We start from the raw sequence: 13,728 nt of genomic DNA, 5'->3' as shown, positions 1-13,728 counted from the left end.
GATCGATACGGGCGCGCCGGGAAACCCGCCGCCCCGAAAAAAAGAGGGCGCTGCATCGGCAGCGCCCTCTTTCCATTTACGGCTTGCGCACTTACTGCACCGGCACCAGCTTGAAGTCGACCGGCTTGCCGACCGCGACCTTCTGCGGATTCGCGCCGAGCTGCCCCGTTTCGACGTCGCGGCTGAACACGTAGAACGTGTCGCTGTCCTGGTTGCCGACGATCAGCCACTTGCCGGTCGGATCGATCAGGAACTCGCGCGGCGTCTTGCCGAGGCTCGACTGGCGGCCGACGTGCTTCAGCCGGCCGTCGGCCTGGTTCACCGCGTAGATCACGAGATCGTTCGCGTCGCCGCGGTTGGTCGCGTACAGGAAGCGGCCGTCCGGCGACAGGTGGATCGCGCCGCCGCCGACCTTGCCCTTGAAGCCCGGCGCCGTCATCGATACCGTCTCGACCGGCGTCAGCTTGCCGTCGTGATAGCCGAACACCTCGACCGACGCGTTGAGCTCGCTCGTCACGTACGCGAACCGGCCATCGGCGCCGAACACCATGTGACGCGGGCCCGAACCGGCCTTCACCGGCGTGTAGCGCGTGTCGGTCGGGCTGATCAGCCCGCGGCTGCCGTCCACCGTGTAGCGGTAGCCGTAGATCTTGTCCGCGCCGAGATCCTGCACGAACAGGTAGCGGCCGTCCGGCGAGAACACCGTCGAGTGCACGTGCGCGCCGTCCTGGCGGCCTTTCACGGGCCCGGTGCCTTCGTGGTGCACGGCCAGCGCGGCCTGGCCGACCGCGCCGTCGTCGCGCAGCGGAAACACGGCGAAGCTGCCGCCCGGATCCTTCGCGACCGAGTAGTTGGCCGTCACGAGGTACTTGCCGTCCGGCGACAGCGCGAGATAGCAAGGATCGTTCCCTTCCGACGACACGCGGTCGATGAAGCTCAGCGCGCCCGTCTTCGCATCGAAGCGGAACGCGCTGACGCCGCCGCGCTGCGACGCCGGCCCGTCGTCGCCGGGCAGTTCGTTGACCGCGTAGACGGTGCGACCGTCGCGGCTCGGCAACAGATACGACGGGTTCACGGTCTTCGCCGACGAGACGGGCGCGACGCTGCCGTTTTTAGTATCGAAGCGGTAAACATAAATGCCGTCGCTGCCGCCACCCGTGTAGGTGCCGACCAGCAGGTTGTAGACGCCGTCGGCCGGTGCGGGCGATTGCTGTGCGAATGCATGGGTCGCGGACAAAGAGAGCACGATCGCGAAACCTTTCATCCAGTGAGCGAACCTAAGCGGGAACCCTCGTGCCGAAGCGCGTGCGTCACGCTCGCGTAAACGGTTGGGCATTGAATCCTCCTTGCATCGAGTCGCTTCAAGTGTTGAGATAGGACGAAACGCCGGCCGTTCATGCGCTCCGCCGCCCGGCCGAGTATACGGGGCGCGACGCTCGGGCGTGAAGCCCGGCCGCCGCCGTCCGCATTGTGAATACGAATATCCAAGGATCGCCTGCCCATGCCCGCCCTGATCGAAGACTACGCCCTCGTCGGCGACGGCCATACGGCCGCGCTGATCTCGAAAGACGGCTCCGTCGACTGGCTGTGCTGGCCCCGCTTCGATTCGGGCGCCTGCTTCGCGGCGCTTCTCGGCACGCCCGAGCACGGCCGCTGGCTGCTCGCGCCGGCTGCCGACGCCGCGATCACGCACACCACGCGCCGCTATCGCGGCGACACGCTGATTCTCGAAACCGATTACGAAAGCGCCGACGGCGCGGTCACCGTGATCGACTTCATGCCGCCCGGCAACGGCTGGTCCGAACTCGTGCGGATCGTCGTCGGCCGCCACGGCACGATGAAGATGCGCATGGAACTCGTGTTGCGCTTCGACTACGGCTTCTCGGTCCCGTGGGTCACGCAACTCACCCGCGAGGACGGCATGAAGGCGATCGCGGGCCCCGACACCGTCGTGCTGCGCACGCCGGTGCCGCTCACCGGCAAGAATCTCCATACGCTCGCGGAATTCACGGTCGGCGCCGACGAACGCGTGCCGTTCTCGCTCAGCTACGCGGCGTCGCACATGCGGCTGCCGCCCGCGCGCGATCCGCTGTCGATGCTCGCGCGCACCGAGAACTACTGGCTCGAATGGTCGGGCCGCTGCCAGGTGCAGGGCCGCTACGCGGCAGCCGTGCGCCGTTCGCTGATCACGCTGAAGGCGCTCGCGTACGAGCCGACCGGCGGCATCGTCGCGGCGCCGACCACGTCGCTGCCCGAGAAGATCGGCGGTAGCCGCAACTGGGACTACCGCTTCTGCTGGCTGCGCGACGCGACGATCACGCTGCTCGCGCTGATGCGCGGCGGCTACTACGACGAGGCGCGCGCGTGGCGCACGTGGCTCGGCCGCGTGATGGCCGGGTCGCCCGAGCAGATCCAGATCATGTACGGGATCGCCGGCGAGCGCCGGCTGCCGGAAATGGAGCTCGACTGGCTGCCCGGCTATCAGGATTCGAAGCCGGTTCGCGTCGGCAACGGCGCCGCGAACCAGCTCCAGCTCGACGTGTTCGGCGAGGTGATGGCCGCGCTGCACCTCGCGCGCGTGGGCGGCCTGCAGGCCGACGACACGGTCTGGTCCGTGCAGTGCGCGCTGCTCGATCATCTCGAGAAGATCTGGCGGGAACCCGACGAAGGGATCTGGGAAACGCGCGGCGGCCGTCTCCATTTCACGTTCTCGAAGGTGATGGCGTGGGTCGCGTTCGACCGTGCGATCAAGTCGGCGGAAATGTTCCGGCTGCCCGGTTCGCTCGACCGCTGGCGCGCGCTGCGCGAGCAGATCCATGCCGACGTCTGCGCCAACGCATGGCACGAAGGCAAGCAGGCGTTCGCGCAGAGCTACGGCAGCGACGAGCTCGACGCGAGCGTGCTGCTGATGCCGCTGCTCGGCTTCCTGCCGCCGGAGGACCCGCGGATCGTCGGCACGGTCGAGGCGATCGAGCGAGAATTGCTGCACGACGGGCTCGTGATGCGCTACCGCACGACCGAGTACGACGACGGCCTGCCGCCCGGCGAAGGCACGTTTCTCGCGTGCAGCTTCTGGCTGGTCGACAACTACGCGCTGCTCGGCCGGATCGACGACGCGCACCGGCTGTTCAGCCGGCTGCTCTCGCTGTCGAACGACCTCGGGCTGCTCGCGGAAGAGTACGACCCGGTCGCCGGACGGCTCGTCGGCAACTTCCCGCAGGCGTTCTCGCACGTGGCGCTCGTGCATACCGCGATGAACCTGATGCACCACGAAGACGCGATGGCGCGCGCGGCCGGCCAGCCCGCGCCGGCCGTGGCGACGGGGCGTTGACGGGCGGCCGGACGGGGGCGCGGGCGGCTTGGTCAGAGATCGTCAAATCGCAAAAGTTTGATGAAAAATCGGGGAAATGTTGCATTGCACCACCCATCGTTGTCCGATATGATCGACGCGATTGTCCGGCCGCAGTGCACCATGGCCGGCCGCTGACCCCTACGGCACGCCGCGACGCCCCACGCCGCCCTTGCGCACCGTCCCCCACGCGGGAGTAGTCTGCATGCTTTACCAATTGCACGAATTCCAGCGGGCCATGCTGAGCCCGCTCACGGCCTGGGCCCAGGCCGCGTCCAAATCGTTCGCCAACCCGTCCAGCCCGTTCTCGCTGATGCCCGGCGCAACCCGGATGGCCGCCGCCTACGAACTGATGTACCGGCTCGGCAAGGATTACGAGAAACCTGAATTCAACCTTCATCAGATCGTCAAGGACGGCCACAACATCCCGATCGTCGAGCAGACGATCATCGAGAAGCCGTTCTGCCGGCTGCTGCGTTTCAAGCGCTACTCGGATGATGCCGATGCGGTCACGCAACTGAAGGACGAGCCGGTCGTGCTGGTCTGCGCGCCGCTGTCGGGCCACCACTCGACGCTGCTGCGCGACACGGTGCGCACGCTGCTGCAGGATCACAAGGTCTACATCACCGACTGGATCGACGCACGGATGGTGCCGGTCGAGACGGGCCCGTTCCACCTGCACGACTACATCGCGTACATCCAGGAATTCATCCGTCACATCGGCGCGCGCAACCTGCACGTGATCTCGGTATGCCAGCCGACGGTGCCGGTGCTCGCGGCGATCTCGCTGATGGCGAGCCGCGGCGAGGATACGCCGCTCACGATGACGATGATGGGCGGCCCGATCGACGCGCGCCGCAGCCCGACGTCGGTGAACTCGCTCGCGACGCAGCACTCGACCGCGTGGTTCGAGAACAACGTGATCCACACGGTGCCCGCGAACTATCCGGGCGAAGGCCGCCAGGTCTATCCGGGCTTCCTGCAGCACACCGGCTTCGTCGCGATGAACCCGGAACGGCATGCGCAGTCGCACTGGGATTTCTACCAGAGCCTGCTGCGCGGCGACGAGGAAGACGCCGAAGCGCACCGCCAGTTCTACGACGAGTACAACGCGGTGCTCGACATGGCCGCCGAGTATTACCTCGAGACGATCCGCGTCGTATTCCAGGAGTTCCGGCTCGCGGAAGGCACGTGGGACGTCGAAGGCGAGCGCGTGCGGCCGCAGGACATCAAGCACACCGCACTGATGACGATCGAGGGCGAACTCGACGACATCTCGGGCAGCGGCCAGACGCACGTCGCGCACGAGCTTTGCACGGGCATCCCGCAAGACGACCGCCGCAGCCTGACCGCCGAAAAATGCGGCCACTACGGGATCTTCTCGGGCCGACGCTGGCGCACGATCATCTATCCGCAGTTGCGCGACTTCATCCGCGAGCATGCGCCGGAGCCGAAGCACGGCGCGACGAAGTTGCCCGTCGATGCCCAGGATGCGACCGCGATCGGCGTCGTGCCGGCCACCAAGCCGGAGCCGGAAACGGCCGTGCGCGCCACCGCCGCGAAACGCACGCGCGCAAAGGCGCCAGCCGTGACGGTCGCGCCCGCCAGGACGCCCGCCGCAAAGGCCGCGCCCGCCGCGAAACGCGCGGCAGGCAGCCCGCGCGCCAAGACCGTGCGAGCCCGCAAGGCCGCCTGACGCGTCGCGTTCCGACGCAAAAACGCCGCCGTTGCCTGGCGCAACGGCGGCGTTTTTTTATCCGGCTGCGGCCGCGCGCGGGCGGCTCATCGGCTCGTTCGTTCGCCGCGTCAGCGCCGCAGCAGATACGCGAGCAGCACCTCGGTGTTCATCCGGACCATCTCCGCGCGCTCGTCGGTATCGGTGAAATCGCGGCCGAGCGTCGCGGCGAGCGTGAAGCGGTTCGACACGATGTAGTAGCCGAGCCCCGACAGCGTCACGTAGAAGCGCAGCGGATCGATGTCGCTGCGGAACAGCCCGGCCTTCTGGCCGCGCATCAGCACGTTGCCGAGCTTCGCGACGATCGGCGACATCATCTCGCGGATCCGCGTCGACTTGTGCAGGTAGCGCGCCTCGTGCAGGTTCTCGTTGTTGATGAGCCTGAGCAGCTCCGGATGGTCGCGGTAGTAGTCCCAAACGAAATGCGCGAGCCGCGTGACCGCTTCGACCGGCGCGACGCCGTCGAGATCGAGCACGCGCTCGGCCTCGGTCAGCGCAGAGAACGCGTGTTCGAGCACCGCCGTAAACAGCTGCTCCTTGCTGCCGAAGTAGTAATAGAGCATGCGCTCGTTGGTTTCGGCCCGCCGCGCAATCTGGTCGACGCGTGCGCCGAACAGCCCTCCACTCGCGAACTCTTCGGCTGCCGCCATCAGGATGCGGCGGCGCGTACCTTCAGGATCTCTTTTGATTTTTGGCTGATTCATGGTGGCGCTTTGCTATGTGAGCCGCTTGATCCGGACCGACACCCCCACCGCGTTGGCGCCGGCCGCCCTGGAACGGGCGCGCCGCGTGCGGCCGCCCTCCTGCTGAGCCCCTGCAAAAAAGCGGTTCGATTATGCGCACAGACGGCGTCCAGCGCAATGCGGGAAATCGGCGATAATCGAGCTTTGGCAAACCTTTCCGGCTGCGCCCGACGCGGCCGAGAGCCATTCGGCGCCGCTGCGCCCGTTGTCACCGTGACCGACTCCAAAACACTCGCGGATCGCATCGAAGATCTGCTTCCCCAGACGCAATGCACGAAGTGCGGCTATAACGGCTGCCGTCCGTACGCCGAGGCGATCGCCGCCGGCGACGCGAACTACAACCAGTGCCCGCCCGGCGGCGCCGAAGGCATCGCGCGCCTCGCGGGCCTGCTCGGCAAACCGGTGATTCCGCTGAATCCCGTCAACGGCAGCGAGCATCCGCGCGCCGTCGCCTTCATCGACGAAAACCTGTGCATCGGCTGCACGCTGTGCATGCAGGCGTGCCCGGTCGACGCGATCGTCGGCGCGCCGAAGCAGATGCACACGATCATCGAGGCGCAGTGCACCGGCTGCGATCTGTGCGTGCCGCCCTGCCCGGTCGACTGCATCGCGATGCTGCCGGTGACCGGCGAGCGCACCGGCTGGGATGCATGGTCGCAGGCGCAGGCCGATGCCGCGCGCGAACGCCACGACCTGCGGCTCGCGCGCCAGCGCCGCGAGCGTGAAGCCGCCGAGGCGCGCGCCGCCGCACGCCGCGCGGCCAGTGCCGCGAAGCCGGCCGCGGAGCACCCTGCGACGCAGCCGGACGCCCCCGCAGCCGCACCGGCCGCCGACGACGCCGACGCGAAGAAACGCGCGATCATCGCCGCCGCGCTCGAGCGTGCGCGCAAGAAGAAGGAAGAACTGTCCGGGCAAGGCGCCGGGCCGAAGAACACCGAAGGCGTGAGCGCGGCCGTCCAGGCGCAGATCGACGCGGCCGAAGCGCGCCGCAAGCGGCTCGCCGAACAGCAGGCGCAGCGCGACGCCGACGCCGACGCCGCGGCTGCAGGCGGCAACGATCAAGAGAACGACGCAGGCAACGACGACCCAGGCAGCCCCTCCGCGCCGCCCGACAAGAACGCTCCATGAACGCCAGCAAACGACGCGCGATCTACGAAACGCTGCAGAGCCTCAATCCGCATCCGACCACCGAGCTCGAATACTCGACACCGTTCGAGTTGCTGATCGCCGTGATGCTGTCCGCGCAGGCGACCGACGTGTCGGTCAACAAGGCGATGCGGAAGATGTTCCCGGTCGCGAACACTCCGCGACAAATCGTCGCGCTTGGCGAGGAAGGCGTCACCGAGTACATCAAGACGATCGGTCTCTATCGCACCAAGGCGAAAAACGTGGTCGCGGCGTGCCGGATCCTGCTCGAGCGCTACGACGGCGAGGTGCCGGCCGATCGCGAAGCGCTGGAAGGCTTGCCGGGCGTCGGCCGCAAGACCGCGAACGTCGTGCTGAACACCGCGTTCGGCCAGCCGACGATCGCGGTCGACACGCATATCTTCCGCGTCGCGAACCGTACGGGGCTCGCACCGGGCAAGGACGTGCGGGCCGTCGAGGCCGCACTCGAGAAATTCACGCCGAAGGAATTCCTGCAGGACGCACATCACTGGCTGATCCTGCACGGGCGCTATGTGTGCAAGGCGCGCAAGCCCGAGTGCTGGCACTGCGCGATCGAGCCGCTGTGCGAATTCCGGCCGAAGACGCCGCCGCCCAACGAGTAAGCATCCGGCGCAACGGACATGCGCCGCACCGAACCGCGCCGGCACCGTCCGATTCCGTAGGTGCCGCACTGGCATACCCGGCTTCCGCCTCTGCGGCTACGCGTTGGATGTCGCCGTCGCGTCGTCGGCCGCCGCGCCGCCTGCGCGCACGAGCGCCAGCACGGCCGCCAGAATCGCGACACCGCCCGCCCATTGCAGCGGCGACAGCGCCTCCCCGAACAGCAGCGCCGCGAGCGCGACCGTCACGACCGGTTCGAGCGTCGACAGCATCGACGTGCGCGCGGCCCCGAGCCGCTCGAGCCCGGCGAAGAATGCGAGCATCGCCGCGACCGTCGATACCAGCGCGATCGCGAGCATCGACGCCCAGCCGCCGCCCGTCGCGGGCCAGCGCGGCGGCACGCCGAACGCCGCGGTCCGCACGACGGCGATCGCCACGAGCGTCGCGGTGGCCGACAGGCAGATGATCGCGGTCGTCGCGAGCGGATCGACGCCGCGCGTCGCCTTCGTGCCGCCGACGATGTACAGCGAGTAGATCACCGCGGCCGCCAGCGCGAGCGCGATCCCGAGCGGCTCGCCGTGCCCGCCGCCGACCATCAGCGCGGAGCCCGCGACGCACAGCACGAGCGCGACGGCCTTCGCGCGCGTCAGGCGTTCGCCGAGCCACCACGCGGCCAGCAGCGTGACGAACGCCGGATACAGGTACAGCAGCAGCGCGACGAGGCTCGCCTGCGCGTGCTGCAGCGCGCTGAAATAGCAGAACGACTGCCCGACGTAGCCGGCCGCGCCCATTGCCACGAGCGGCACGAGCGCGCGCCCGCGCGGCCATGCGACGCGGCGGTGCCGTGCGATCGCGGCAAGCACCGCACCGCCGATCGCGAAGCGCACGATCAGCAGCCCGAGCACGTCGACGCCGGCCGCATATGCGTAGCGGCCGAAAATCGCCATCGCGCCGAACGCGGCGGCGGACAACGCGACGTAGAGCGTGCCCTGCAGGGCGGCGGACGATGGGCGGACGGTAGCGGTCATGATGAAACGGGTGAGCGAGGCGCCGTGACGGGAGTCGTCGGAGTGTAGCGGTGCAGCGGCGGCCGGCCAGCCCCGCACGGGTCGTCCTCGCTCGCCGCCAGCACCGTCCGCCGACCCGGCGTACAATGCGCGACGCGGCATGACGCCGCCCGAATCACGACGTTTCCCCACCATGTTCAATCCAAGCCGCGACGATGTGCGTCGCTTTTTCACCGAGACTTGGCGCAAGCAGCGCGCGGGCGAGATCCTGACGCCGCTGGAAGCGATCGCAGCCGACTGGATCGTCGAGCATCCCGAATACCACGACGAGCTCGCCGATGCCGACGGTGCGGCCGCGCGCAACTACACGCCCGAGGAAGGCCGGACGAACCCGTTCCTGCACCTGTCGATGCACCTCGCGATCAGCGAGCAGTTGTCGATCGACCAGCCGCCCGGCATCCGCGCCGCGCACGACAAGCTGGCCGCGAAGCTCGACTCGACCCACGATGCGCAGCACGCGATCATGGAATGCCTCGGCGAGACGATCTGGGAAGCGCAGCGCACGAACACGCCGCCCGATACCGACGCGTACCTGCAGCGCATCCTGCGCCGCGCGTCGCGCGACTAAGCGCACGGCGCCCGTACGTCCGCCCCGGGTTCCGCCCGGTCGCCGGCAAAAAAATACCCCGCCGAGGCGGGGTATTGTTGCTGCGAGCGCCCGTGAGGCCCGTCGCGCTTACTTCTTGAACACGAGATCGGTTTCCTTCAGCGACTCGATGTAGGACGCGATGTCCTTCATGTCGCTGACCGACAGGTTCTGCACCTGTGCCTGCATGATCGCGTTGTTGCGACCGAGCAGCGGGTTCGTCAGCCCCATCTGGTATTGGCGCATCGCCCACACGAGGTAGTCGGCGTGCTGGCCGGCCAGGCGCGGGTATTCGGCGTTGATCGGCTTGTTCAGCTGCGCGCCGTGGCAGGCCGCGCAGTTGTGCGATTCGACCAGTTCCTTGCCCTTCGTGATGTCCGCTGCGTGCGCGGTACCGATCGCGAGGCCGGCCGCCAGTGCCACCGCCGCCGTCTTGAATGCGTTGTTCATGAATGCTCCTGTCCCGCCGGAGAGATCGGCGGCGCGCGCTTTACTTGTAGGGGTTGTCCTTCGTGTCGGCCTTCTGCGCGGCGTAGTACGCCGACAGATCCGCGATGTCCTGGTCCGTCAGCGAACCGGCGATCGCATTCATCGACGGGAAGTGACGATCCTTCTTGCGGTAGGCCTTCAGCGCGTTCTCGAGATATTGCTGGTTCTGGCCGCCGAGGACGGGCACCCGGTAGACCTCCGGATACGCCGCGCGGTAGTCCTGGATGCCGTGGCAACCGATGCACATGGCGGCCTTGCCCGCCCCGTCCTTCGGGTTGCCGACCACACCGGCCGCCTGCGCGCTGCCCGCGAGCGCCACGAGCGCTGCGACAACCACGTGTTTGCCGACGAATTTGTTCATAGCTCTTGTAACCTAGCTTGAGGGGAAACTGGCGCCAAAGCGGCAACGGCCCGCGCCGTTTTGCTTATCGGATCGCCACGCAGGCCAAAAAAAACGGCCAGATTGTACCGCGTCGGCGGGGAACGCGTCCATACGGCGGCCCCGTTCGCCCCGCCACAGCCCCGCAACGATACGCGGGCGCGGCCCAACCGGACAGCCCTTCTGACTTATACTGGGTTTTTTCCCCGATGAAGAAGAGCGCCGCCATGCGTTTCGAAGGGTCCTCGCAGTACGTCGCCACCGACGATCTGAAGCTCGCGGTCAACGCCGCGCTGACGCTGCAACGCCCGCTGCTGATCAAGGGCGAGCCCGGCACCGGCAAGACCATGCTCGCCGAGGAAGTCGCCGCCGCGCTCGACATGCCGCTGCTGCAGTGGCACATCAAGTCGACCACCAAGGCGCAGCAGGGCCTGTACGAATACGACGCCGTATCGCGGCTGCGCGACTCGCAGCTCGGCGACGAGCGCGTGAAGGACATCTCGAACTACATCGTCAAGGGCGTGCTGTGGCAGGCGTTCGACGCCGAGCAGCCGAGCGTGCTGCTGATCGACGAGATCGACAAGGCCGACATCGAATTCCCGAACGACCTGCTGCGCGAGCTCGACCGGATGGAGTTCCACGTGTACGAGACGCGCGAGACGGTGCGCGCGAAGCACCGCCCGCTCGTCATCATCACGTCGAACAACGAGAAGGAGCTGCCCGACGCGTTCCTGCGCCGCTGCTTCTTCCACTACATCCAGTTTCCCGATCCGTCGACGATGCAGAAGATCGTCGCGGTGCACTTCCCCGACATCCGCGAGGAGCTGCTGCGCGCGGCGCTCGAGAGTTTCTTCGAATTGCGCGGCGTGTCGGGTCTGAAGAAGAAGCCGTCGACGTCCGAGCTGCTCGACTGGCTGAAGCTGCTGCTCGCCGAGAACATCCCGGCCGATGCGCTGCGCGGCGCGGACGCGAAGCAGATCGTGCCGCCGCTCGCGGGCGCGCTGCTGAAGAACGAGCAGGACCTGAGCCTGCTCGAACGGCTCGTCTACATGAACCGGCACAACCGGTAATCCCCCTCACCCGCGAAGGCCCGGCCATGCTGCTCAATTTCTTCTACGCGCTGCGCGCAGCCAAGCTGCCCGTCTCGGTGAAGGAATACCTGACGCTGCTCGAATCGCTGAAGGCCGGGCTGATCTCGCCGTCGATCGACGCGTTCTACTTCCTCGCGCGGATGACGCTCGTCAAGGACGAGCAGTACTTCGACAAGTTCGACCAGGCGTTCGGCGCGTATTTCCACGGCGTGTCCACGCTGCCGTCCGAAGCGTTCGACATTCCGCTCGACTGGCTCGAGAAGCGGCTGGAGCGCGAGCTGTCGCCGGAGGAAAAGGCGCAGATCGAGGCGATGGGCGGGCTCGACAAGCTGATGGAGCGCCTGAAGGCGCTGCTCGACGAGCAGAAGGAACGCCACGAAGGCGGCAACAAGTGGATCGGCACGGGCGGCACGTCGCCGTTCGGGCACGGCGGCTACAACCCGGAGGGCGTGCGCATCGGCGGCCCGTCGAACGGCAACCGCACCGCGGTGAAGGTGTGGGAAGCACGCGCCTATCGCGACTACGACGATTCGGTCGAGATCGGCACGCGCAACATCAAGGTCGCGCTGCGGCGGCTGCGCCGCTTCGCGCGCGAAGGCGCGGCCGAGGAGCTCGACCTGCCCGGCACGATCCGCAGCACGGCCGCGAACGCCGGCTGGCTCGACCTGCGGATGGTGCCCGAGCGCCACAACAACGTGAAGGTGCTGATGCTGCTCGACGTCGGCGGCTCGATGGACGACCACATCAAGCGCACCGAAGAGCTGTTCTCGGCCGCGAAGGCCGAATTCAAGCATCTCGAATTCTTCTACTTCCACAACTGCGTGTACGACCACCTGTGGAAGAACAACCGTCGCCGCCACTCGGAGCGCACCGCGACATGGGACGTGCTCCACAAGTTCACGCCCGACTACAAGCTGATCTTCGTCGGCGACGCGACGATGAGCCCGTACGAAGTGCTGCAGCCCGGCGGCTCGGTCGAATACAACAACCCGGAGGCCGGCGCCGTGTGGCTGCGCCGCCTCGCCGACCAGTTCCCCCATCATGCGTGGCTGAACCCGGAGCCCGAGCGGCTATGGGAATACCGGCAGTCGGTCGCGGTGATTCGCGACCTGCTCGGCCATCGCATGTATCCGCTTACGCTCGCCGGCCTCGAAACCGCGATGCGCGCACTCAGCAAGTAACGCAACCCCGTCGCAGATACAAAGGCCGCGTCCGAGCGGCCTCCCCCCGGAGATAGCATGAACACCTCGCCCACCGCGAGCGCCAGCCGCGCCGGCGGCCGCCGCTTTTTCGCCGATACGTCCGTGTCGGCGCTCGTCGCCGGCTTCGTCGCGATGATGACCGGCTACACGAGCTCGCTCGTGCTGATGTTCCAGGCCGGCCGCGCCGCCCATCTCACCGATGCGCAGATCTCGTCGTGGATCTGGGCACTGTCGATCGGCATGGCGGTGACGACGATCGGCCTGTCGCTGCGGTTTCGCGCGCCCGTCGTCGTCGCGTGGTCGACGCCCGGCGCCGCGCTCTTGATCGCATCGCTGCCCGGCGTGCCCTACGGCGAGGCGATCGGCGCGTTCGTCGTGTGCGCGCTGCTGCTGACGGCCGTCGGCGTGAGCGGCCTGTTCGACACGCTGATGAAGCGCATTCCGGCCGGCATCGCGGCCGCGCTGCTCGCGGGCATCCTGTTCGAGATCGGCATCGAGATCTTCCGCGCCGCGCAGTTCCAGACCGCGCTCGTGCTCGCGATGTTCTTCACCTACCTGATCGTCAAGCGCCTTGTGCCGCGCTATGCAATCGTGACGACGCTGATCGTCGGCACGGCGGTGGCCGGCGGGCTCGGCCTGCTCGACTTCAGCCGCTTCCACATCGCGCTCGCGCAGCCCGTGTTCACGATGCCCGCGTTCTCGATCGCGTCGATCGTCAGCATCGGCATTCCGCTGTTCGTCGTCGCGATGGCGTCGCAGAACGTGCCGGGCATCGCGGTGCTGCGCGCGGACGGCTACCGGACACCGTCGTCGCCGCTGATTGCGACGACCGGCCTCGCATCGCTGCTGCTCGCGCCGTTCGGCTCGCACGGCGTGAACCTTGCAGCGATCACGGCCGCGATCTGCACGGGCCCCGAAGCGCACGAGGATCATGCGAAGCGCTACACGGCCGCCGTGTGGTGCGGCACCTTCTACCTGGTCGCCGGCATCTTCGGCGCGACGATCGCCGCGCTGTTCGCCGCGCTGCCGAAGGCGCTCGTGGTATCGGTCGCCGCGCTCGCGCTGTTCGGCTCGATCATGAGCGGGCTCGCGAACGCGATGCAGGACGTCAAGCAGCGCGAAGCCGCGCTCGTCACGTTCATGGTCACCGCGTCGGGCCTCACGCTGCTGTCGATCGGCTCGGCGTTCTGGGGGCTCGTCGCGGGGATCGTCACGCAGGTGATCCTGAACGCCAGACGCCCCGCGTGACGCGGCTCGCCGCGTGTTGCGGCACGCCTCGGGCACGCCAAAACGTGCTCGACACGAATCGGGCCTAAAATG

General features: G+C 67.7%; 13 protein-coding genes. 8 read left to right on the top strand and 5 right to left on the bottom strand.

Annotation, left to right across the window (positions count from 1 at the left end):
* Positions 1-91: 91 nt before the first annotated feature.
* On the bottom strand, positions 92-1,336 hold the full coding sequence (locus DIE03_RS18975; protein WP_124452952.1) for a lactonase family protein: 1,245 nt from the start codon (positions 1,334-1,336) through the stop codon (positions 92-94).
* Between the two features lie 165 nt (positions 1,337-1,501).
* Here DIE03_RS18975 and DIE03_RS18965 point away from each other — a divergent pair, with 165 nt between their 5' ends.
* Together DIE03_RS18965 and DIE03_RS18960 are read left to right on the top strand one after the other, a co-directional pair.
* Positions 1,502-3,331: a glycoside hydrolase family 15 protein gene (locus DIE03_RS18965; protein ID WP_124452950.1), complete on the top strand. Its 1,830-nt coding sequence runs from the start codon at positions 1,502-1,504 to the stop codon at positions 3,329-3,331.
* A 223-nt stretch (positions 3,332-3,554) separates the two neighbouring features.
* Positions 3,555-5,045 carry a polyhydroxyalkanoate depolymerase gene (locus tag DIE03_RS18960; RefSeq protein WP_124452948.1) on the top strand — a complete coding sequence of 497 codons (1,491 nt, stop codon included), beginning with the start codon at positions 3,555-3,557 and terminating at the stop codon, positions 5,043-5,045.
* 110 nt (positions 5,046-5,155) lie between these two features.
* Here the strand turns inward: DIE03_RS18960 and DIE03_RS18955 are convergent, their stop codons facing one another.
* On the bottom strand, positions 5,156-5,788 hold the full coding sequence (locus DIE03_RS18955) for a TetR family transcriptional regulator (protein WP_069747402.1): 633 nt from the start codon (positions 5,786-5,788) through the stop codon (positions 5,156-5,158).
* A 156-nt stretch (positions 5,789-5,944) separates the two neighbouring features.
* Here DIE03_RS18955 and rsxB point away from each other — a divergent pair, with 156 nt between their 5' ends.
* Positions 5,945-6,955, top strand: coding sequence for an electron transport complex subunit RsxB (gene rsxB, locus DIE03_RS18950; RefSeq protein ID WP_124452945.1), 1,011 nt, complete (start codon positions 5,945-5,947; stop codon positions 6,953-6,955).
* Positions 6,952-7,596 carry an endonuclease III gene (nth, locus tag DIE03_RS18945; protein ID WP_124452943.1) on the top strand — a complete coding sequence of 215 codons (645 nt, stop codon included), beginning with the start codon at positions 6,952-6,954 and terminating at the stop codon, positions 7,594-7,596. The genes rsxB and nth overlap by 4 nt, the downstream gene beginning before the upstream one ends.
* 96 nt (positions 7,597-7,692) lie before the next feature.
* Here nth and DIE03_RS18940 read toward each other — a convergent pair whose 3' ends face one another.
* Positions 7,693-8,622, bottom strand: a complete 930-nt coding sequence (locus DIE03_RS18940) for a DMT family transporter (RefSeq protein ID WP_124452941.1) — start codon at positions 8,620-8,622, stop codon at positions 7,693-7,695.
* 139 nt (positions 8,623-8,761) lie between these two features.
* Between DIE03_RS18940 and DIE03_RS18935 the strand changes: the two genes are divergently transcribed.
* A complete protein-coding gene (locus DIE03_RS18935) occupies positions 8,762-9,229 on the top strand; it encodes a DUF1841 family protein (protein ID WP_371090871.1) in 468 nt (155 codons plus the stop codon).
* 108 nt (positions 9,230-9,337) lie between these two features.
* Here the strand turns inward: DIE03_RS18935 and DIE03_RS18930 are convergent, their stop codons facing one another.
* Positions 9,338-9,697, bottom strand: a complete 360-nt coding sequence (locus DIE03_RS18930; RefSeq protein ID WP_124452939.1) for a cytochrome c — start codon at positions 9,695-9,697, stop codon at positions 9,338-9,340.
* Between the two features lie 40 nt (positions 9,698-9,737).
* Complete coding sequence (locus DIE03_RS18925) at positions 9,738-10,097, bottom strand: c-type cytochrome (protein WP_124452937.1); 360 nt, start codon at positions 10,095-10,097, stop codon at positions 9,738-9,740.
* A gap of 245 nt (positions 10,098-10,342) precedes the next feature.
* On the opposite strand from DIE03_RS18925, the gene DIE03_RS18920 reads away from it, so the two are divergent.
* Genes DIE03_RS18920 through DIE03_RS18910 form a run of 3 tightly spaced genes read left to right on the top strand, consistent with a single transcriptional unit; the run spans position 10,343 to position 13,656 of the window.
* Complete coding sequence (locus tag DIE03_RS18920; RefSeq protein WP_059236665.1) at positions 10,343-11,185, top strand: MoxR family ATPase; 843 nt, start codon at positions 10,343-10,345, stop codon at positions 11,183-11,185.
* A gap of 26 nt (positions 11,186-11,211) precedes the next feature.
* Positions 11,212-12,387, top strand: coding sequence for a VWA domain-containing protein (locus DIE03_RS18915; RefSeq protein WP_059233533.1), 1,176 nt, complete (start codon positions 11,212-11,214; stop codon positions 12,385-12,387).
* A 57-nt stretch (positions 12,388-12,444) separates the two neighbouring features.
* A complete protein-coding gene (locus DIE03_RS18910) occupies positions 12,445-13,656 on the top strand; it encodes a benzoate/H(+) symporter BenE family transporter (protein WP_124452935.1) in 1,212 nt (403 codons plus the stop codon).
* Positions 13,657-13,728: the final 72 nt, after the last annotated feature.

It is taken from the genome of Burkholderia sp. Bp8992 (assembly GCF_003853705.1).
In the GTDB taxonomy this organism is placed as follows: Bacteria; Pseudomonadota; Gammaproteobacteria; order Burkholderiales; family Burkholderiaceae; genus Burkholderia.
Note: the sequence above shows the minus strand (reverse complement) of the source record. Positions and strands in the feature narration are given on the sequence as shown.

What these genes read in the sequence shown, in the direction of transcription:
- DIE03_RS18915 (WP_059233533.1), top strand. Translation starts at nt 11,212, where the DNA reads ATGCTGCTCAATTTCTTCTACGCGCTGCGCGCAGCCAAGCTGCCCGTC.
- DIE03_RS18935 (WP_371090871.1), top strand. Translation starts at nt 8,762, where the DNA reads ATGACGCCGCCCGAATCACGACGTTTCCCCACCATGTTCAATCCAAGC.
- DIE03_RS18910 (WP_124452935.1), top strand. Translation starts at nt 12,445, where the DNA reads ATGAACACCTCGCCCACCGCGAGCGCCAGCCGCGCCGGCGGCCGCCGC.
- DIE03_RS18920 (WP_059236665.1), top strand. Translation starts at nt 10,343, where the DNA reads ATGCGTTTCGAAGGGTCCTCGCAGTACGTCGCCACCGACGATCTGAAG.
- rsxB (WP_124452945.1), top strand. Translation starts at nt 5,945, where the DNA reads ATGCGGGAAATCGGCGATAATCGAGCTTTGGCAAACCTTTCCGGCTGC.
- DIE03_RS18960 (WP_124452948.1), top strand. Translation starts at nt 3,555, where the DNA reads ATGCTTTACCAATTGCACGAATTCCAGCGGGCCATGCTGAGCCCGCTC.
- DIE03_RS18925 (WP_124452937.1), bottom strand. Translation starts at nt 10,097, where the DNA reads ATGAACAAATTCGTCGGCAAACACGTGGTTGTCGCAGCGCTCGTGGCG.
- nth (WP_124452943.1), top strand. Translation starts at nt 6,952, where the DNA reads ATGAACGCCAGCAAACGACGCGCGATCTACGAAACGCTGCAGAGCCTC.
- DIE03_RS18930 (WP_124452939.1), bottom strand. Translation starts at nt 9,697, where the DNA reads ATGAACAACGCATTCAAGACGGCGGCGGTGGCACTGGCGGCCGGCCTC.
- DIE03_RS18965 (WP_124452950.1), top strand. Translation starts at nt 1,502, where the DNA reads ATGCCCGCCCTGATCGAAGACTACGCCCTCGTCGGCGACGGCCATACG.
- DIE03_RS18975 (WP_124452952.1), bottom strand. Translation starts at nt 1,336, where the DNA reads ATGCCCAACCGTTTACGCGAGCGTGACGCACGCGCTTCGGCACGAGGG.
- DIE03_RS18955 (WP_069747402.1), bottom strand. Translation starts at nt 5,788, where the DNA reads ATGAATCAGCCAAAAATCAAAAGAGATCCTGAAGGTACGCGCCGCCGC.
- DIE03_RS18940 (WP_124452941.1), bottom strand. Translation starts at nt 8,622, where the DNA reads ATGACCGCTACCGTCCGCCCATCGTCCGCCGCCCTGCAGGGCACGCTC.